The organism is Nocardia sp. NPDC003482, assembly GCF_053588115.1.
Map to the genome: position 1 here is coordinate 41,381 of NZ_JBSFPI010000012.1, position 19,697 is coordinate 61,077.

Here is a 19,697-nt window from a genome sequence, read left to right on the forward strand (position 1 = left end):
GCGGTCCGGCTTGGCGCGGCGGCGTGCCCGGGCCGGGGCGCTTTTCGTGCTGCCCAATATGACGGCGGTCGCGGTGTTCCTGCTGTTCCCGCTCGGCTTCTCGCTGTATCTCAGCTTCCAGCACTGGGATCTGTTCCGGCCCATGCATTTCGTCGGACTGGGAAACTATCGGGAGCTGCTCGGCGACCCGCTGTTCGTCATCGCCCTGCGCAATACCGCGGTCTTCACCGCGCTGACCCTGGTGCCCACGGTCGCCGTCAGCCTCGCCGTGGCGGCGGCGCTGAATCGAAAACTGCTGGGAATCGGGCTGTTTCGCACGCTCGCCTTCCTGCCGCTGGTCGCCTCCACTGTGGCCATGGCGGTGGTGTGGCGGTTCCTGCTCGCCACCGACGAGGGGCCGGTGAACACGATGTTGGGCTGGGTCGGCGTGAAACCCGTTCCGTGGCTGAGCGATCCGGCCTGGGCGTTGATCTCGCTGAGCCTGGTCACGGTGTGGAAGAGCGTGCCGTTCGCGACGGTGGTGCTGCTCGCCGCCATGCAGGGCATCCCCGAAACACTCTACGAGGCGGCGCGTCTCGACGGCGCGGGCGCGTGGTGCCGGTTCCGATCGATCACGGTGCCGCTGGTGCGCGGGGCGCTGTCGTTCGTCTTCGTCATCACGATCATCAATACCGTGCAGGCGTTCGACCAGGCGTACGCGCTGACCGACGGGAACGGCGGACCCGAGACGGGCACCTATGTCCTGGGAATCATGCTGTTCCAGAACGCCTTTCGCTTCTACGAGGTGGGTTACGCGGCCGCGCTGGCATGGGTGATCTTCGCGCTGCTGCTGGTCGCGACGCTGGTGCAGCTGTGGTTGTCGCGGCGGGAGGCCGAGCAGTGGTGACCGACCGCGCGATCCTGCGCCGCACCCTGCGCGGGCTGCTCGCCTACGCCGTCCTGGTGCTGATCGCGTGGTGCGCGATCGGGCCGATCCTGTGGGCGCTGTCGACCTCGCTGAAAGACGGTGGGCTGCTGAGTGATTCGAGCCCGATCCCGCCGCACTGGTCCAACTACGGCCGCGTCTTCGAGCTGCTTCCGCTCGGCCGCATGCTGCTCAATACCGCGGGCTACGCCGCGTGCGTCACCGCGGGCCAGGTACTGTTCTGCTCCCTGGCCGGGTACGCCTTCGCGCGCCTGCGCTTTCCGGGCCGTGACCTGCTGTTCCTCGCCTATCTGACCACGCTGATGGTCCCGCTTACGGTCACCGTCCTGCCGCAGTTCCTGCTCATGCGCGCCCTCGGCTGGGTCGACACCCCCTGGTCGATGATCGTGCCCGGCCTGTTCGGCTCCGCCTTCGGCACCTACCTCATGCGCCAGTTCTTCCGCACACTCCCCACCGAATTGGAGGAGGCCGCCATCCTCGACGGCTGCACCCCGTGGCAGACCTACTGGCGCGTCCTGCTGCCGCACGCCCGCCCCGCCGTCATGGTCCTCGCCGTCCTCACCTGGATCACCGTCTGGAACGACTTCCTCTGGCCCCTGGTCATGATCCAGCGCAACGACATCGCCACCGTCACCCTCGGCCTGGTCCGCCTCCAAGGCCAGTACCACACTCAATGGCCCCTCCTGATGGCCGCCGCCCTGCTCGTGCTGACCCCGCTACTGATCGTGTACGGATTCGCGCAGAAGGCGTTCGTGCGGGGGATGGCGCAGTCGGGGTTGGGGGGTCGGTGATCAACGGCTCTGGGAGCCGGGCAGATCCGGTAGGTCGGTCGGGTTGGTGCGCAAGGCCGCCTCGTAGCTGAACGCCAGCAGTTCGCGGGCGCGCAGGGTGTCGGGGTGGTCGGGGCCCAGCAGGCGTTCGCGATCGGCGGCGGTGCGGGCGTACGCCTCCACGGCCTCGCGGTAGCGGCCGGTCTCCTGGTAGACGTAGGCGAGGTTGTTGCGGGTGAGCATGGTACTGGGATGGTCCGGGCCGAGGGTGCGTTCGCGGTCGGCGAGGACGCGCTCGTACAGGTCGACGGCCTCGGCGGCGCGGCCGAGGCGCTGATAGGCGTAGGCGAGGTTGTCGCGGGCCTGCACGGTCACCGAATGATCCGCGCCCAGAACGCGTTCGCTGATGTTCAGCGCGCGCTGGTACAACTCCACCGCCTCGGTCATGCGGCCCGCGGCGGCGTGGTCGTCGGCGAGGTTGCCGAGGGCCTCGAGATAGTCGGGATGTTCGGTGCCCAGGGCGCGTTCGCGGGCGGCGAGCACCCGCTCGTCGAGTTCGGTGGCCTCGGGAATGCGGTCGGCCGAACGCAGTGCGGCGGCGAGACATTCGCAGGTGACCAGCGTGTTCGGATGCTCGATGCCGAGCACCCGCTCGCTGTCGAGCATGGTGCGCTGATACAGGTCGATGGCCTCGGACACCCGACCGGCGTCGCGGTAGGCCATGGCGAGATTGTGCCGGGCGGTCAGGGTGTCCTTGTGATCGGAGCCCAGCGCCTGGTCGGTGTCGGTGGCGGTCCGCTCGTAGAGATCGATCGCCTCCTCGATGCGGCCCGCGTGCCGGTAGGTGCGGGCCAGGCTGCCACGGAACGACAGCGTGTCGGCGTCGTGCGGACCGAAGGTGTTCTCGCTGTCGGTGAGGACGCGCTCGTACAGGTCGATCGCCTCGGCGAGCCGACCGGAATCCCGGTACGCGCGAGCGAGATTCCCGGCGGAGACGAGCGTATCGCGATGCAGCGGGCCGAGGACGCGCTCGCGATCGGCGAGCAGCCGTTCGTAGAGGGCGATGACCTCGCCCTGCCGGTCGGTCGGCTGCGGCGGTTTCTCCTGTTTGGCAACGGGTTTCGTCTCCGCGACCGACGGGGGCGGGAGCTGGCCCGTCGGGCCGAGCGTGAGTTTCAGTGTGTGCGTGGCGCTTTCGGGCGACTCGGGACTGCCCGATCCGGCGACCCACAGCCGGGTCTCGCCCTGCTCGGAGCCGATCACCAGGTGGACGGTCAGTTCGATCGCCTGGGCGTCGAACTGGCGAGACCGGTCGGATTGGATGGGCAGCACATCCAGCTGCCGCGCCAACGCTGTCAGGGCCCGTGCCAGCGGAACGGGTCGCCGATCCTCCACCGCGACCATCCCCTCTCCGGCGGCCGTCTCGGGCGGGCCGCCCCACCGATCCTAAAGCTCGTTGCGGGAAGTTGTCGGTGTGCCCGCATAAGCTGTGCAGGATATCGAAACACGTTGAAAGGCAACACCCATGAGCAACCCCCGGACTGTCGCCGACCCGGCCGCCGCCCTGGCCCCGGTCTGGCGGGAGGTTCTCATCGGCTCGCACCGCGCGCTCGTCGATGTGGTCTCCGGGATCGGGGGTGACCAGTGGCAACTGCCGACCCCGTGCGCCGACTGGACGGTCACCCAGGTGATTCAGCACGCGGCGGGCGACCAGCGCGCCTACGCCACCGCGCTGGGTGTCGGCGCCGGGCCCGACTACGACCCCTTCGCCCCCTCCGGCAGTATCGATGGCCAGCCCGCCACCCTGGTAGCCACCGCCGTCGACGAGGCCGCCGCGGCCTGGGAGCGGGTCACCGACGACACCGCCGCCGTGCCCACCCCGCTCCCGCACGGAGAGCTCCCCGCTCCCGTAGCGGCGGTCATGTGCGGGTTGGATGCGGCCGTCCACGCGTGGGACGTCGCGGTCGCCACCGGGCAGCGTTCCCCGCTCACCGAGGAGCTGGCCGAGGCGTTCCTGATCGCCGCGACCGGCCTGGTCGAACCGCTGCGTCAGTGGGGCGCCTACGCCGCCGTCGTGGCGGGCGAGGACACCGACACCGCGGTCCGCCGCCTGCTGCGCTACCTGGGTCGCGATCCTCGCCAGTGACCCCACCCGCGTAGACTCTTGCTCTCGTGAGTCTCACCCTCGGAATCGTCGGCCTCCCCAACGTCGGAAAGTCGACGCTGTTCAACGCGCTGACCAAGAACGACGTGCTGGCCGCGAACTACCCGTTCGCGACCATCGAGCCGAACGTCGGTGTGGTTCCCCTGCCCGACCCGCGCCTCGACAAGCTCGCCGAGATCTTCCACTCCGAGCGCATCGTCCCCGCCACCGTCTCGTTCGTCGACATCGCGGGCATCGTGAAGGGCGCCTCCGAGGGCGCGGGCCTCGGCAACAAGTTCCTCGCCAACATCCGCGAGGCCGACGCCATCTGCCAGGTCGTCCGCGTCTTCGCCGACGACGACGTCGTCCATGTGGACGGCCGGGTGGACCCCGCCGCCGACATCGAGGTCATCGAGACCGAACTGATCCTCGCCGACCTCCAGACCCTGGAGAAGGCCGTGCCCCGGCTGGAGAAGGAAGCCAAGGTCAAGAAGGAGCGCAAGCCCGTCTTCGAGGCCGCCAAGGCCGCGCAGGACGTGCTGAACCAGGGCACAACCCTGTTCGCCGCGGGCTCGAAGGTGGACAGCGAACTGCTGAAAGAACTTTCGCTGCTGACGACGAAGCCGTTCCTGTACGTCTTCAACGCAGACGAGTCCGTCCTCTCCGACGACTCGAAGATCGCCGAACTGAAGGCGTCCGTCGCCCCCGCCGACGCCGTCTTCCTCGACGCCAAGGTCGAGGCCGAACTCCTCGAACTAGACGACGAATCCGCCCTGGAACTCCTCGAATCCATCGGCCAAACCGAACCGGGCCTACACGCCCTGGCCCGCGCGGGCTTCCACACCCTCGGCCTCCAGACCTACCTCACCGCAGGCCCCAAGGAAGCCCGAGCCTGGACCATCCACCAAGGCGACACGGCCCCCAAGGCAGCGGGCGTCATCCACACCGACTTCGAGCGCGGGTTCATCAAGGCGGAGATCGTGGCGTATGACGATCTGATCGAGGCGGGGTCGATGGCGGCGGCGAAGGCGGCGGGGAAGGTGCGGATGGAGGGGAAGGATTATGTGATGGCTGATGGGGATGTGGTGGAGTTTCGGTTCAACGTGTAGCGAGCGCCAGGCACGGGCTGTTCAGGCAGGAGTGGACGTTGGCACTTGCACTGACCGCTGGTGCCCTCAGTCCTGTTTGAGAGGTGGACTTACCTCGCCATTCTGAGAGGCGCGGTGACACCCGCATTCTCGGCATCGCCCGGCGTCGCCATAAGCCGTGGTTGTGTTCCTGAGTGGTCTGCTTCGAAATTTCGGAACCAATGTCCCGTCAGATGGGAAGGCGACCGAACGGTTGCAGAGATGCTCGCCTGTACCGAATCCAGACAGGAGCAGTGCCTGAGCACGTTCAGTACGGGTCCAGCGGCGCAAAAATATTAGAAATCTATCCAAAGAGATCGCACTGGTTGGTTGTACGGGTAGTATGCGGCAGTGTGGGGATTCGGGCCTTACGGGCCGTTCTGGATTGCACGTGCGATGAGAGGGCCAAGTGTCAAGCAATGAGGGGTTGGCAAGATTCTGGAACGACTTTCGCGCGATGGACAAGAATGTTAGCTATTTTGTTACCGCGCGCATATTCGAGGGCACTCCTGCTATTTGGCCCGAAGAAGTAGAGTATGTTCGTTGGCGTCATCTGGTCGCGGACCGGCTCGATGTAGACCCAGTAGGGGTTCAACTAGTCGGTAGTGCTCGGTTGGGTTACTCTCTGAATCCGAATAAGCAGTTCAAATTGTTTGATGAACGATCCGACTTAGATATTGCTGTCGTGTCATCTGAAATCTTCGAGTCCACCTGGATTGAGCTGAAGACACTTCTTGAGATGGAAGAGTTTCGAACCCAAAAGGGCAACCTGAGAAAGTTGGTCTTTGAAGAGTGTATCGGTACCGACATAGTTCTACCTCGACTCTCCTCAATCGGGGAGAAATGGTCGAAGGCTCGGGATATGATAACGGAACTTCTCGGTCGTGATTTCCGTGGCCGTGACGTGAACTATCGGATCTATCGAAATCACCGAGCGCTGCGCGACTACCATATGACATCTGTTGGAAGAGCGCGGGATCGCGCAATCGAAGATGGGATTGCTCATGGCGAATGATTCGCTCAAGTTCGAAATAGAATCGAAGGTCGTTGCAGACTTTCGGAAAATGAGCGATTCCAAGGAACTCATACTTCAGCCGGAGTATCAGCGGAAGGCTGTTTGGCCGAATCGGGCAAAAGTTTCCTTGATGGAAACCATCTTGTTGGGCTATCCTATTCCGGAGATCTATCTGGCTTATGAAACCAGCCCGGATGGTGAGCAGACGGTATCAGTAGTCGATGGGCAACAAAGACTTACCGCACTGCTCGAATTCCTGGACAACAAGTATCCGCTCGACGGCCTTGAGGATGAGGCGTTGCGAGGGAAGTTCGAAGGCTACTACTTTCGCGATCTGCCGCCCAATGTGCGGCAAAAGTTCTTCCAATATCGTTTTCCCATTCGTCGTCTTTCGGATTTGGGAGACGATTTTGTTCGTGCTGTTTTTGCGAGAGTCAACCGAGTAAACATGGTCCTGACGGACCAGGAGCTTCGCAACGCCCTACTGCCCGGGGAGTTTTATGAGTTCCTAAAGGACTGTGCTTCCCATGAGATTAACGATGTTTCCGGAGTTTTCAGCGGCGAAAGGAGAAAGCGCGGTGGTGACCTTGAATTCTATGCAGAGATCTTCGGTACATGTATATTCGGAGTCTCCAATAAAAAGGCAGAGCTTGACGAGCGTTATAATGTCTTCGCAAGTGACTTCGCCACATATGAAGAGCAGGCGAGAAAATTTTTGGAGCTGCTTACTCTTTTGAAGATAGTCATCAAGTGGGAGGGGAGGACCAGATGGTCGAACATCGTAGATCTTTATACGCTCATTCATGCTGGATGGAACTCTTTTGAAGATATCAAATCTGCTTCAGTGGTGAAGCAGCGATCCTATCGAGAAATTTTCGATCTTTTTCAGCGGGCAGTCTCTTCGTTCAGAAGAGACCTTTCTCAAAATGAAATTTCCGATGAGTCGGCGAATCTGATCGAGGGTATATCGGCGCGTATTCAGCTTCCGCAGGAAGAGGTCTCGGCGATAATCAATGAGTATCTGTCTGGGATTCGTAACTCTTCCGATCTTGGGTCGCGCAGAGCGCGACTGCAATCCTTGACGAAAGTCATCACTCGTGTCTCCTGAATACTGGCGATAGGGGGAGGTGAATATAAATTATTCTCGTCTATTAATAATATACTTCAGCGATGCTCAAGTTCCGCTCGAGAGCGGCTGTAGTAGAGGCTGACGGTCAGAGAATGCTTTCGATGTCCGAAATCCGTCCGCAGCTGACGGATGAATCGGTTATTATTGCAACGTTGAGACAGTTGGGGCGTATCGGCGTTGATCGGTTCATTCGTTATTCAGCTGCTCGGCTAGATCAACGTAAATAACTCAAGAGTTCCGAATAGCAGGTGTGCAGGTCGGCCCATGTGATGGCATGCGACCGGTGGCCTAGGTGGCAAGGCAGTGTGCGGGTCGATTGCCGCGGTCGAGTCGGGAAAGTGTGGAAGAAGGGGAAGTATTACGTGATTGCCGATGAGGATGTGGTTGTGTTCAGGTTCAACGTGTAGCGATTCCGCGCTCAGCTCGCGCGGCCGAACTGCCGCGCGCGGGGTTCGCAACAGACCTGGTCGGCGCGGATACTTTCCGGGCTCGAGGCGCGGCGGGTCCAGTCGATTGCTCGAGGGGGGTAGGGCATTGACAGGTGATCCGAAGTGTCGGCCGGGCAGCCGTTCCGAAGGGTGATGTTGTCTATTGTGGCGTCGGGGCCGCCATGAGGAAGGTTCGAGTCGTAGCGGTGGTGATTTCGTCGTATCGGGTTGCGATGACGGTGTAGTTGATGCCGCGGGTTGTGTCGCCATCGGCGTTGAGGGTCTGGAGGAAGGGGGAGCCGTAGACCTGTTGGATGCCGGAGATGCCGACGATGTAGTTCAGTAGGGGTCGATGTCAATTAGGCGGATCACGAGGCCGTCCTGGGAGTGGCCGACGAGGTCGACCTGACTTGCGTCGGTGTGCGCGGACCTGGTCGACGAAGGGCGTGAGTTCCGGGGCTGAATCTTCGATCGGGACGATGCTGTGGACGCCGGGGACCAGAGTGGTTAGCCCACCTGGGGAGTGTTTCGTTCAGTTGGCCGCCAGGAACTTTCGGATCGCCGCCGTCAACGCGGCCGGCTGATCGAGCGGGACGCATGTCCCGCTGTCCTCGATCCGCACCAGTTCAGCCGCGAGGAAGCTGTCCGCCAGTCGCGGGCCGTGGTCGGCGGGCATGAGCGCGTCGCGACCCGCCCACACCACCAGGACGGGTTTGCTGAAGGTTTCGCAGGCGGCCGCCCAGCAAGCCTTGTCCGCGGTCGAATAGGTGTCGCGCAGGACGGTGGTGAGATCCCGTCGTACGGCAGGATCGGTGAAACGGACCTGCCATTCGTCGCTCAGGTCGGCGGGCAGAGGATGGACGACCGTCACATCCGAGGCCGCAGCACGGCGGCGAATCACCCTGCTGCGCAGGCCGATTCCCATCGCAGTCAGGGCGAAAGGGATGTGGGACAGCCGGGCGAAGAGACGGCCGGGCGCACCCGGAGGATAATTGTCGAACGCCTCGCACGCCGTCAGGACCAAGCGGTCGATGCGGTCCGCGCACCCCTCGGCAAGCATCACTTGGGCTGCGCCCCAATGGTTTTGGACCAAGGTCACCTGGCGCAAATCGAGGGCTTCGAGGAATTCGGCTACCAGGTGGGCCAGGCCCGCGACGGAGAGGTCCGCGTCGGGGTGCATCGGGAGTCGGTGCGCGCCCAAGGGCATGGTCGGTCGTATGCAGCGATACTCCGACTCCAGTCCGGAAACCACCTCGCGCCAGACCCGGGCGTCCTTCATCGCCCCGTGCAGGAAGACCAGCACAGGCCCCTCGCCGGAGTCGAGGTATTCGATGGGGCCTGCGGACAGCTCGACGATCGATGACGTCATCACACCTCCACTGGAGTGGTCGGTAGGTCGAAGCGCATGGGTTCGATGTTGCGGGAGCGGAGGATTTGCATGGGGGTGTAGCGGAGGATGGCGGTTCGGGTGGCGGCTGCTAGGGGGTTGTGGATTTGTTCGATGCGGCTTAGTTGGCGGGAGGCGGTGACCAGGAGGCGGGCTCGGGGGCGGCGGGTGTTCTCGTAGGTGCGGAGGGCGGTGGTGGGGTCCGGGGTGGTGGCGAGGTGGTGGGCCAGGACGTAGCCGTCCTCGATAGAGGATCCGGCGCCTTGGCTGAGGCTGGTCAGCATGGCGTGGGCGGCGTCGCCGACCAGGGTGACGCGGCCGGTGCCCCACTGGTCCAGGAAGTTTCGGTCCTGGGCGGGGACGCTGACTATCGCGTCGGGAGGGGTTTCGGCGATCACGGCGACGACCTCGTCCGCCCAGCCGTCGAAGGCGGTGACGATGCCCTCCTTGCCGCCGGTGTAGTCGCGAGCGATGTCCGGCGGGACGTTCTTGGTGCCCCACCAGTAGGCGCGGCCGCCGCCGATGTCCATCAGGCCGAAGCGCTGGCCGCGGCCCCAATAGTGCCGTGCCGCACCGGCTTCCACGTTCGGATGCGTGAACGGGACCACCGCCAGCCAGCAGACGTACCCGTACTCCCGGACGGGTTCGGGGCCGGTCTGCTGGGCGCGGACGACCGAGCGGATACCGTCCGCGCCGATGAGCACATCGCCGCGGGCGGTGCGGCCGTCGGCGAACTCCGCGGTGACTCCGTCGTCCTGGCGGTAGGAGATCAGCCGGGACCCGAGGTGCAGGGGAGTGTCGCCGATCGCCGCGCGAAGGGCCGTCATGACGTCGTTGCGGGCGAGAGTGACCGCGGGACTGCCCAATTCGCGCGACATGTCCTCGAACGGCAGGGCGCGCAGCTGTTTGCCGTCGGAGCGGTGGATGGTGAACTTCCGGGTCACCCGGCCGGTGGTCGTGAGGTCGATGTCGAGGGCGCGCAGCACCTTGGTGGCGTTCGACAGGATGCCCAGGCCCGTTCCGGTGTCGCGGAATTCCGGTGCGGCCTCGTGGATCTCGGCGTCGATGCCGTGCCGGCGCAGGGCGGCCGCGGTGGTGAGGCCGCCGATTCCGGCCCCGATGATCAGTACGCGCATCAGACGCTCCTCGACAGGATGAGATCGAGCAGGCGGTCCGGCAGCAACCGGGCCGCCAGCGCGCCGACCGAGACATCGCGGCCGACGCGGTAGCGGATGCGTGGGCGGCGGGCGGTGAGGGCGTGCTCGATGGCGCGGGCGACGTCGTCGGGAACGGTTCCGCTGGTCGTCGCGGTGGCGGTGTTGGCTTCGGCGAAGGCGGTGAAACGCTTCCGGTACAGGGCGGCGACCGGTTCGGGGGCCTGGTCGAGGAGGCGGGCGGCCGTGGCGGCCTGCTTGTCCCAGATCGGCGTGGCGATCGCTCCCGGTTCGACAACCGAGACGCTGATCCCGAGCGGCGCCAGCTCCCGGCGCAGCGCGTCCGACAGACCCTCCTTGCCGAATTGGCTTGCGGCATAGGCGCTCAGGTACGGCAGCGCGACGCGCCCGACGCCGGAGGTGACATTGACGATCCGGCCGCCGGTCGCCGCCGCGCGCAACAGCGGCAGGAACTGCCGGATCATGGCGGCCGGGCCGATCAGATTGACCTCCAGCTGCTGCCGCAGCTCGTCGACCGGTACGCATTCCAGCGGCGCGGACACGCTGATCCCGGCGTTGTTCACCAACCCGTGCAGTCCGGCCGCGCCGATCTCCTCGCGAATCCGCTTGTAGGCGTGGATGATCGACTCCTCGTCGGTGACGTCGATCAGCGCCGGTCGCAGCCGATCCTCCGGCGCCTCGGACCGTAATCGTTCGGCGGCCCGCTCATCGCGTACGCCCGCGAAGACGGTGAACCCCCGCCGTGCCAGATACAGCGCGCTCGCCCGGCCGAGACCGGTGGAACATCCGGTGATCACGACCGCTTTCCCGTTGTCGGCCACGGCTTCTCACTTTCCGCCCGGAACGGGCACGGCGTCGAGTTCGGCGGTCAGCACCCGCAGCGATTCGTCGGCCAGCTCCCGCGCCCGCTCCGGGCCGACCGCATCCTCGATATAGGTGAAATTCCAGTGCAGCGCACCGTGACCGGTATTGACGGTGGCGACGAAGTAGCCGCTGACCGAGATGCCCGCGATGAACTGCGCGCCGGACAGCTCGTAGTCGCCGACGCGGTCGGGGAAGTCGTATCGGCCGATATTGGACAGGCAGATATTGCCGGGGCCGCGGCTGTCCAGCAGGTCGACCGTGCGTGCGCTCGTCGCGACCGATTCGGGGCACAGCACCGGCAGCATGGCGATCTGAGCGAGATGCTGTCGCAGCCGCTTTCGCCGGGACAGACCGCGGTTGAGTCGCCGGGCGACCTCCCAGAAATCCGTACCCGGCCCGTAGCGCGGATACGACGGGACGGTGGCGACGTACGCGCCGACATCGTCCGGGCCGACCGACAATTCGCTACGGAAGTCGATGGGGGAGCCGATCCCGATGCGGCCGGACCGGCCGGGCGCGACGACGGTCCCGTAGGCGTGGGCCATCGTCGCGACCAGCGCGCCGTGGACGGTGACGCCCTCGGCGCGGCACCGGGCGGTGAGCGCGGCGAGCAGGTCGGCGTCGAGTTCCCGATGCAGCAGGCGCGACCGTCGCGCGGTGGCCTCGACCGGTCGCTGCGGTGTCAGCCGGTCGGGGCGGGCCGCCAGCGCGACCGTCTGATCGATCAGACCGTTGCCGAGGGCGGCGGCGAGTCCCCACGGGGCACGAAAACCCTTGGGCAGCAGCGCGTCCGGCGCGGGTAGGGCGGGACGAACCCGTGGGGAATCGCCCGCCGCGAGTTCCACCAGCCGTCGCAGGAGGCTCAGCGCCGTCGTCCCGTCGGCGATCACGTGCGAGATCGTCAGGATGAGATCGTGTGTCTCGGTGGCGGTCCCGACCGCGCTCCGGACATCGGTGAGGCGAGCCAGCGCCCGCTCCGTCGACGCGAGCGGCGTCGCAAGTTCGACCTCGTCCACCTCGCGTTCCCAGGTGGTCTCGGCCCCATCCGCGAGGCGCAGCGGTAGGCCGGGCAGCGGCGGCGCGACGAATTCCGGCCCGGCCGGCCGATCCGCGATCGCGACCCGCAGCAGCGGATGCTCGCCGACCAGCGCGTCGGCCGCGGCCCGCAGCACGGCCTCGGGCAGCGGACCCCGCAGCCGGACCCGGGCGACCACGTTCAGTGTCGAGAGCTGGTCGCAGATCCGATACCAGCGTTCGCTCGCGCCGAGGGGACGGCGAATCTCGGTGACCATCACGACTCCCTACCGGGGGAACCGTCGACCGGGGCGGGTTCGAGCAGTTCGCTCAGCACCTCCGCCACGGCGGCGATGTGCGGTTCGGTCATCATCGACAGATGGTCGCCGGGGATCTCGCGGATGTCGAGGCCGCGCGGGGCCCAGCGATCCCAGCCGTTGCTCGCGCTGCCGAACATGGTGCCCGCCAACCGATGTGCGTGCTCGAGACCGCTGGGCAGCCCGTCCCGCGCCCGCAGCAGCGTGATGTCGCGGTCCAGCGGCGACATCCGATAGCCCAGTGTCGCTTCGAAATTGGCGTGGAACACCGCGTAGAGCCGCCGGACCAGGTGCGGGGAGCTGTCCTTGGGCAGGATGCCGTGGTCGACGGCTTGGTGCAGCACCGATTCGAACAGGTGCTCCCGGTCGGTCGCCGAGGTGTCGAAGTCGGTATCGAGCGCGAGGTCGCCGCGGGCGTAGAAGACGAGTTCGCCGAAGAACCACAGAATGAGATCGCGTTCGGAGATCCGGCCCGGCGGGGTGTCGCCGAGGGCCATGGTGTCCAGCAGGATCAAGCGATCGACCTCGTCCTCCGGCAGCTGCCGGGCCATCTCCAGGGCGACGTAGCCGCCGAAGGACCAGCCCGCGATGTGGTACGGGCCGTGCGGCCGGACGCGACGGATCGCCTCGAGGTAGGCGGCGGCCAGATCCGGCACCGAGGTCAGCGGCGTCGTGCCCGGTTCGGCCCCGGCGGCTTGCAGCCCGTACACCGCGCGCGTCCCGCCCAGCCGCCGGGCCAGCGGCACATAGCAGATGACATTGCCGCCGATCGGATGGATCAGGAACAGCGGGACGTCGTCGTCGGCGCCGCCGCGCAACGGCACCAGCGGGTCGAAGCCTCGGCGCGCGCCGCTGGTCCGCACGATGTGGGCCAGGCCCGCGGCGGTCGGGGCGGCGACGAACGATTCGAGCGGGATCTCGGTGTCGAACCGTTTGGCCAGCGTCATGGCCACCCGCATCGCGCCGATCGAGGTGCCGCCCGCCGCGAAGAAGTCGGTGTCGGCGCCGAACGCCTCGACGCCGACGAATTCGGCCAGCAGCGCGGCGATTTCGCGGACGAGGTCGTCGGCGGGCGGGGTGACGTCCGTCGGTGCGGCGGTGGTGTCGGCGAGCCGCAGCAACGCGGCGTCGTCGCGTTTGCCGCTGGGCGTCAGCGGAAGCGCGTCCACCCGGTGCACCCGGGCGGGGATCATGTGCGGGGGCAGGGTGCGGCGGAGGGCGCTACGGATCTGCTCCGGTTCCGGTGCGGCCGAGGCGGCCACGACGAATGCCTCCAGCACCGCGTCGATGCCGTCGAGCCGCCGCGCGAGCACCGCCGCCGCGACCACCCCGTCGATCCGGGCGAGCGCCAGTTCCACCTCGGCACATTCGACCCGGTACCCGCGCACCTTCACCTGGGTGTCGGTGCGCCCGAGACAGACGATCGCGCCGTCGGGCATTCTCAGACCGAGATCTCCTGTGCGGTAACGGATTCGGCCTCCGGGCGCGGCGACGAAGCGCTGGGCGGTCAGGTCCGGGCGGTGCTCGTAGCCCTGGGCGAGCCCACTGCCGCCGAGGTAGATCTCGCCGGGCACGCCGGACGCGACCGGGCGCAGGCGATCGTCGAGCAGTTCGATCGTGGCCCCGCCGACCGGACGGCCGATGGGCGGCAGATTCGGGAAGCGCTCCGGGTCGGACATCGAAAACGCCGCCGCCACATGGCTTTCCGTCGGGCCGTACTGGTTCTCGACCACGACGCCCGGATTCGCGGCGGCGAGCGCCCGGATCTCGGGTGTGATCCGCAGCTGCTCACCGGACGACGCGAGCGCGGTCAGGCCGGTGGGGTAGCGGCCGGTCGCCCGTGCGGCTTCGGCGAAGGCTTGCAGGGCCACATACGGCAGATACAGTCGCGCGATGTCGTTCTCGGCCACCATCCGGACCAGTGCGACGGGGTCGCGGCGCTGCTCCTCGGTGATCAACCGCATCGTGCCACCGCCCGCCAGCGTGCTGAAGATCTCCTGGAACGAGACGTCGAACGAGAGCGGAGCGAATTGCAGCGTCGTCGCGCCGCGGGCCGAGGTGTCCGAATCATTTTGCCAGTCAACCAGATTCGCCAAACCGCGATGTGGCATCGCGACGCCCTTGGGCTCACCGGTGGAACCCGAGGTGAACAGCACGTACGCGACGGACTCCGGATGCGGTGCGGGGAGAACGGCATCGGCGGCGTCCGCGGCGAGCAGTTCGGCCGCGTCGGTCACGATCCGCACCGGTCGCGAGCGCGCGATCATCGCCTCGCGCCGCGCTTGTGGATAACTCGGATCCAGCGGCACCACGGCGGCCCCCGCCCGCAGCACGCCGAGTACGACGGCGAGCGATTCCACCGCCCGCGGCAGTTGCACGGCCACGCGTGCTCCGGTGGTGACGCCGTCGGCGCGCAACCGCAGCGCCACCCGCTCGGCGGCGCGGTCGAGCGTGCGGTAGTCCCAGCTGGTCGAATCATCCACCACCGCGACCTTGTCCGGATGCAGCGCCGCGGCCGCCTCCACGAGATGCACCGCGTCCCGGACCCGGGCCGCCTCCACATCGATGGGCCGGTCCGGCCCCCGGACCATGGCCTCGAGCGTGCCGATGAACAGCCGCGCGTACTGCTCGCACTGGGTGCGGCCGAGTGCGTCCCGCCCGGCGCAGATCCGCACCAGGATGTCGTCGGTGCGCGGATCCGTGGCGGCGGTGACCAGCAGCGCGAAGTTGGTCTCCTCGTGGATCCGGAAGTCGGTCAGCGCGAGGTCGCCGCCCTCCCGTGACCCCGAGAACACGTGGTAGTTCACGTAATTGAACGCCGTCTCGAACGGCACCCGGCCCAGATCGGCGATGATGGCGCGCAGCGGATACCGCCGATGCGCGTGACCGTCGCGCTCCTGCCGCGCGATCCGCCGGATGGCGGCGAGCCAGGTTCGGGCGGTGGGATCCAGGCGGGTGGGCAGGGTGTTGAGGAACAGTCCGGCCACCGATTCGCCGCCGGTCCGGGCCGGGCGGGCGTGTGAGACCACGCCGGTGGTGATGTCGTCGGACCCGGACAGGGCCCGTAGCGTCAGGCAATGTGCCGTCAGCAGCACCGATTTCACCGGGACGCGGTGCCGCGCGGCGAAATCGGGCAGCGTCCGGCGCAGCCAGCCGGGCAGCACGGCCGTCACCTCGACCGGTCCGGCCGGGGCGGGCGGTTCGTGGGCGCGGGTGCTGGCGAGCGTCGTCGCGGTCGACCCGTCCAGCAGCTCCGACCAGTACCGCCGCGATCGCGCGTCGGCTTCGGCGGCCTGTTCGGCGCGCGCGTACTCGGCCAGCAGCGTCGGCGAATACGGGGTGTCGGCCACGGGTTCGACGTCGTAGCCGAGCCGGAACAGGTAGTCCTGCAACAGTTCTCGCACCAGATTCGCGACACTCCAGCCGTCCAGTACGGCGTGATGGAAGCGCAGGACCAGTTCGAAGCCGTCGTCGCCGGGCACGACCTGCATCCGGAACAGCGGTGCCGCGTCGAGCACGTAGTCGTCGAAGTCGAGTTCGTCCTCCGGACCCACCCACAGCGTGTCGGGCACGTCGTGGTGGACGATCTGGATGGGAATCGAACGACCGGTGAGGTCGAAATCGGAGCGCAGCGCGGGCTGACGGCGGACCAGCTGGCGGTAGGCGTCGCGAAACGCGTTCTCCCGCCACGGCATTCGCAGTCGGTAGCGGAAAACGTCCTTGTACAGGGTGGATTCCGCGCGTTCCACGCTGTGGTACAGCATGCCCAGCTGGAGGGCCGTCGCGGGGAACGCGTCCTCCACACCGGTGAGCGTGGCCCGATCGATGAGCGGAATCAGCTCCAGCGCGGTCGAGACGCCCGTGTCCGGGGCCGGACCGTCGGCCGCCACGGCCGCGGCCAGATCGGCGATGGTCGGGCGGGTGAAGAACCGATCGATGTCGACGCGCAGCCCGCGCTGTTCCGCGGCGCTCCGAAGCCGTAGCGCCAGAATGGAATCGCCGCCGATGGTGAAGAAGTCGTCGTGCACGCCCAGATCGGCGGCGTCGACACCCAGCACCTCCGCCCACACCGCGGCGACGGCGCGTTCGGTGTCGGTGCGCGGGGCCTCGGAGCGCTCCCGGCGGTGTTCCGGATCGGGCAGCGCCTTGCGATCGACCTTCCCGCTGCGGGTGAGCGGGAGCGCGGCCAGCCGCACGAAATGCGACGGGACCATATACCCGGGCAGGCGCTCGGCGAGGTGGTCGGCCACGGTGGCCGCCGTCGCCTCGCCGGTGTAGTAGGCGACCAGAGTCGTCGCGTTTCCGCTGATCCGGGTGTGGACGATTCCCGTACCCACACCGGGGCATTCCCGTAGGGCGTTGTCGATCTCGCCGAGCGTCACGCGGTTGCCGCGGACCTTCACCTGGTCGTCGAGGCGGCCGAGATATTCGAGGGTGCCGTCCGCGAGCCAGCGGACCAGATCGCCGGTGCGGTAACGTCGCCCGCCGGGGACACGTTCGTCGGCGACGAAGGCGGCGGCGGTGAGGTCGTCGCGGCCGCGATATCCGCGTCCGACACCGACTCCCGCGATATTGAGTTCGCCCGGCACGCCGAGCGGGCAGCGCCGACCGCGGTCGTCGAGCACCAGCAGCGCGATATTGTCGATCGGCCGTCCGATCGGCACCCGCACCGGATCGTCGGTGAGTTCGATATGCGAGACGTCGACCGTGGCCTCGGTGGGTCCGTACAGGTTGATCAGCCGGACGTGCGGCAGGCCGAGGTCGGCGAACACCTGCCGGAAGCGCCGGACCAGGGCGGGGGCGAGCGCCTCACCGCTACAGAACACCAGGCGCAGCGAGCCCAGTCTCGTTGCGTCGATGGCGTTTTCGGTGAGGTGGTCCAGGAACGGTCCCAGCATGGACGGCACGAAGTGCAGGACCGAGACGCGGTGGCGCTCGATGGCGTCGGCGATGCGGCGCGGATCCCGTTCGCCGCCGTGCGGCAGCAGGGCGAGTCGCGCGCCGGTCACGGCCCACCACATCAGCTCCCAGACCGAGACGTCGAAGGTGGCGGGCGTCTTCTGGAGGATCACGTCGTCGGGGGTGATCGGGTAGGCGCGCTGCATCCAGGTGAGGCGGTTGACGACCGAAAGATGTTCGATCATCACACCTTTGGGCACGCCGGTCGAGCCGGAGGTGTAGATGATGTAGGAGAGATCGGTCGGCGACGCGCTGGGCTCGGTACGCGAAATACCTTGTGCGGAGCCCGGTTCCACGCGTGCGATGCCGAATTCCGTGGACAGCTCCTCGAATTCCGTGCCCGCGACGATCGCGCGGGCCGCGCAGTCGCGCAGGATCGTGCGAATGCGGGCCGCGGGGAAATCCGGATCGATGGGCACGTAGGCGCCGCCCGCGGCGAGCACGGCGTGCACGGCCACCACCAGATCCGGCGAACGGCGCAGCAGCAACGGCACCGGCTCCGCGCGGCGCAGGCCGAACTCCCGCAACCGCGCGGCCAGTGCGGCGACCCGGTCGCCGAACTCGCGGTAGGTCAGTACCGCGACCGTACCGTCGGCATCCGACCAGGACAGCGCGGGTGCCTGCGGCGTGCTCTCGATCCGCGCGGAGACGAGCCGATCGATCGTCGCCGACTCGTCCAGCGGAGCCGGGGGCGGTCCCTCGAAGGACCGCAAGCGGTCCACGTCCGCGGGAGCGAGCGGATCCAGTTCCCGCAGCGGCGTTCCCGGATGCCGCAGGCCCGTGTCGAGCAGCCCGAACACGTGCCGGATCAGGTCGTCGACGGCGAAATCCGCGTCGAACACATCGTCGGCGTAGAACACGTCGACCTCGAAGACGCCCTCCTCCTTCAGTTCCCGGACCACGATGTTCAGCGCGTCCAGCGAGTACCCGGAGGAGAGGATCTCCCGCTCGCTCACACCGACCGAGAGCCGCCCGTTCGGAACCGTCAGATAGGAGTAGGTGACGTCGAACAACGCGCCCGTGCCCGACCCCTGTTCGCGCAGCGCCTCCTGGAGATCGCCGAGCGGAAAGCGTTGGTGCGCCTTGATTTCCGCGACCGCTGCCGCCGTCCGGGTGAGCTGTTCGTCGAAGGTCGCGGACTCGTCGATCGGCACCAGCAGCGGCAGCATATTGGTGACATTGCCGACGGTGAGCATGTCCCCGGCGCGCCGGTTGAGCAACGGCACGCCGATCACGATATCGCCGTCGCGGTGGATACGGCGCAGGTACCAGGCCAGTGCGGTCGTCGTCACGGAGAAGACCGATTTCCCGGTGGCGCGCAGGCGTTTCGCGGCCTCCCGGTCGAAGCGCATCGTGCGCCGCGAGCGGGTGTGGTCGCTCGTGCCGGTGCGGCGCGTGAAGAGGGCGGGGGTGACGTCGGTGAACCGGTCCACCAGGACGTCGCGGTCGCGCCGATAGCGGGCGGAGGAGCGATAGTCGAGATCGGCCTCGATGACGTCGAGGTAGCTCGACGAGTTCGTCGGGATCGGCAGGTCGGTGCCGAGGTATTCCGCGCACAGCTGATACAGGGCGATCGAGAGCGCCCACCCGTCGGCGATCGCGTGGTGGGCGTTGAGATAGAAGACGAAGGATTCGGTGTCGTCGACGAGCGCGGCCGGACGGATCAACTGGCCGTCGGGCGGCAGCACCTCGTCGGTCGCCTGTCGCATCCAATCCCGCGCTGCCACACGGGGTTCCGGCTCGGCGAGGAAATCCACCACCTCGATCTCGTCGATGCCCTCGGCGGGCCGCTGGGTCATCGTGCGGGCATCGATCCGCAGCCGCAACGCGTCGTGCCGGTCCGCCACCGCACGCGCGCAGTCCTGGAGGCGGGGCAGATCCAATGGGGCATCGATGCGCACATAGCCCGCGAGCTGAGCGAGCGGCAGATCGGGAAACACCGTGTCCACCGTCAGGATGTCCCGCTGATACGGCGTCAACGGCCAGGCTGTACTCACTTCGGACCCCCCTCTGGGCTTGCGGAATCGATCGCCCCGTGCGGTCACGAAGCGAGGTGGACGTCGAACCGCACAAGCGAGCGTTCCGTGTGTTGTGCTGAGCGACAGGCGAATTCCGCGAGGTTCGCCGCGGGACGTCCCTTACCTCGGACGCGGGCGACATTGCCCGCGCACCTCCGAGGTTCGAACCAATGGCGAGTATGCCATTGGGAGATGTAACAGCATATCGATTCCGCTGTGAGGATTTGCACAAGGCCATGTGGTCGGCAATGAAATCTTCAAAGAGCGACCGGTTGGCCGCTTTTTGCGCCGGTCTCGTCTATGGGTCCTGACGGAGGCGAGGAGTTGCTGGGGGCCGGGACGGCGGGTACGCATTCGATGCTCCTCGGGCACAGCGGGTTTGGTATAGGTGGGGTGATCGGAGGCGTGGCGTCCGTACTGCGAGGA

The 19,697-nt window shown here is 66.9% G+C and carries 12 protein-coding genes; 6 read left to right on the forward strand and 6 right to left on the reverse strand.

Going from position 1 to position 19,697, the window contains the following annotated elements:
- Positions 1-58 precede the first annotated feature (58 nt).
- Positions 59-886, forward strand: a complete 828-nt coding sequence (locus ACWDSJ_RS20040; protein ID WP_450033669.1) for a carbohydrate ABC transporter permease — start codon at positions 59-61, stop codon at positions 884-886.
- Positions 883-1,716, forward strand: coding sequence for a carbohydrate ABC transporter permease (locus ACWDSJ_RS20045; protein WP_450033536.1), 834 nt, complete (start codon positions 883-885; stop codon positions 1,714-1,716). Before ACWDSJ_RS20040 ends, ACWDSJ_RS20045 begins: the two co-directional genes overlap by 4 nt.
- On the opposite strand, the gene ACWDSJ_RS20050 is transcribed toward ACWDSJ_RS20045, so the two are convergent.
- The gene (locus ACWDSJ_RS20050) at positions 1,717-3,099 is read right to left on the reverse strand and encodes a tetratricopeptide repeat protein (protein ID WP_387363425.1); all 1,383 of its coding nucleotides are present in this window, start codon (positions 3,097-3,099) and stop codon (positions 1,717-1,719) included. It abuts the gene before it with no gap.
- Between the two features lie 121 nt (positions 3,100-3,220).
- On the opposite strand from ACWDSJ_RS20050, the gene ACWDSJ_RS20055 reads away from it, so the two are divergent.
- The 4 genes from ACWDSJ_RS20055 (at position 3,221) to ACWDSJ_RS20070 (ending at position 7,088) form a co-directional block, all read left to right on the forward strand.
- Positions 3,221-3,841: a TIGR03086 family metal-binding protein gene (locus tag ACWDSJ_RS20055; RefSeq protein ID WP_450033537.1), complete on the forward strand. Its 621-nt coding sequence runs from the start codon at positions 3,221-3,223 to the stop codon at positions 3,839-3,841.
- Between the two features lie 26 nt (positions 3,842-3,867).
- Entirely contained in the window at positions 3,868-4,947 is a 1,080-nt protein-coding gene (ychF, locus tag ACWDSJ_RS20060) for a redox-regulated ATPase YchF (RefSeq protein ID WP_450033538.1), read from the forward strand.
- A gap of 427 nt (positions 4,948-5,374) precedes the next feature.
- The gene (locus tag ACWDSJ_RS20065; RefSeq protein ID WP_450033539.1) at positions 5,375-5,980 is read left to right on the forward strand and encodes a hypothetical protein; all 606 of its coding nucleotides are present in this window, start codon (positions 5,375-5,377) and stop codon (positions 5,978-5,980) included.
- A gap of 49 nt (positions 5,981-6,029) precedes the next feature.
- Complete coding sequence (locus ACWDSJ_RS20070; protein ID WP_450033540.1) at positions 6,030-7,088, forward strand: DUF262 domain-containing protein; 1,059 nt, start codon at positions 6,030-6,032, stop codon at positions 7,086-7,088.
- A 981-nt stretch (positions 7,089-8,069) separates the two neighbouring features.
- On the opposite strand, the gene ACWDSJ_RS20075 is transcribed toward ACWDSJ_RS20070, so the two are convergent.
- The 5 genes from ACWDSJ_RS20075 to ACWDSJ_RS20095 are packed head-to-tail and all read right to left on the reverse strand — an operon-like array spanning position 8,070 to position 19,250.
- Positions 8,070-8,906 (reverse strand): alpha/beta fold hydrolase, encoded by an 837-nt coding sequence (locus ACWDSJ_RS20075; protein ID WP_450033541.1) that lies wholly within the window; start codon positions 8,904-8,906, stop codon positions 8,070-8,072.
- Complete coding sequence (locus ACWDSJ_RS20080) at positions 8,906-10,060, reverse strand: FAD-dependent monooxygenase (protein ID WP_450033542.1); 1,155 nt, start codon at positions 10,058-10,060, stop codon at positions 8,906-8,908. Before ACWDSJ_RS20080 ends, ACWDSJ_RS20075 begins: the two co-directional genes overlap by 1 nt.
- Complete coding sequence (locus ACWDSJ_RS20085) at positions 10,060-10,920, reverse strand: SDR family NAD(P)-dependent oxidoreductase (protein ID WP_450033543.1); 861 nt, start codon at positions 10,918-10,920, stop codon at positions 10,060-10,062. The genes ACWDSJ_RS20080 and ACWDSJ_RS20085 overlap by 1 nt, the downstream gene beginning before the upstream one ends.
- Positions 10,921-10,926: 6 nt before the next feature.
- Positions 10,927-12,255: a phthiocerol/phthiodiolone dimycocerosyl transferase family protein gene (locus ACWDSJ_RS20090; protein ID WP_450033544.1), complete on the reverse strand. Its 1,329-nt coding sequence runs from the start codon at positions 12,253-12,255 to the stop codon at positions 10,927-10,929.
- A complete protein-coding gene (locus ACWDSJ_RS20095; RefSeq protein WP_450033545.1) occupies positions 12,255-19,250 on the reverse strand; it encodes an amino acid adenylation domain-containing protein in 6,996 nt (2,331 codons plus the stop codon). The genes ACWDSJ_RS20090 and ACWDSJ_RS20095 overlap by 1 nt, the downstream gene beginning before the upstream one ends.
- Between the last annotated feature and the right edge of the window lie 447 nt (positions 19,251-19,697).

What these genes read in the sequence shown, in the direction of transcription:
- ACWDSJ_RS20070 (WP_450033540.1), top strand. Translation starts at nt 6,030, where the DNA reads ATGAGCGATTCCAAGGAACTCATACTTCAGCCGGAGTATCAGCGGAAG.
- ACWDSJ_RS20050 (WP_387363425.1), bottom strand. Translation starts at nt 3,099, where the DNA reads ATGGTCGCGGTGGAGGATCGGCGACCCGTTCCGCTGGCACGGGCCCTG.
- ACWDSJ_RS20080 (WP_450033542.1), bottom strand. Translation starts at nt 10,060, where the DNA reads ATGCGCGTACTGATCATCGGGGCCGGAATCGGCGGCCTCACCACCGCG.
- ACWDSJ_RS20055 (WP_450033537.1), top strand. Translation starts at nt 3,221, where the DNA reads ATGAGCAACCCCCGGACTGTCGCCGACCCGGCCGCCGCCCTGGCCCCG.
- ACWDSJ_RS20040 (WP_450033669.1), top strand. Translation starts at nt 59, where the DNA reads ATGACGGCGGTCGCGGTGTTCCTGCTGTTCCCGCTCGGCTTCTCGCTG.
- ACWDSJ_RS20090 (WP_450033544.1), bottom strand. Translation starts at nt 12,255, where the DNA reads ATGGTCACCGAGATTCGCCGTCCCCTCGGCGCGAGCGAACGCTGGTAT.
- ACWDSJ_RS20075 (WP_450033541.1), bottom strand. Translation starts at nt 8,906, where the DNA reads ATGACGTCATCGATCGTCGAGCTGTCCGCAGGCCCCATCGAATACCTC.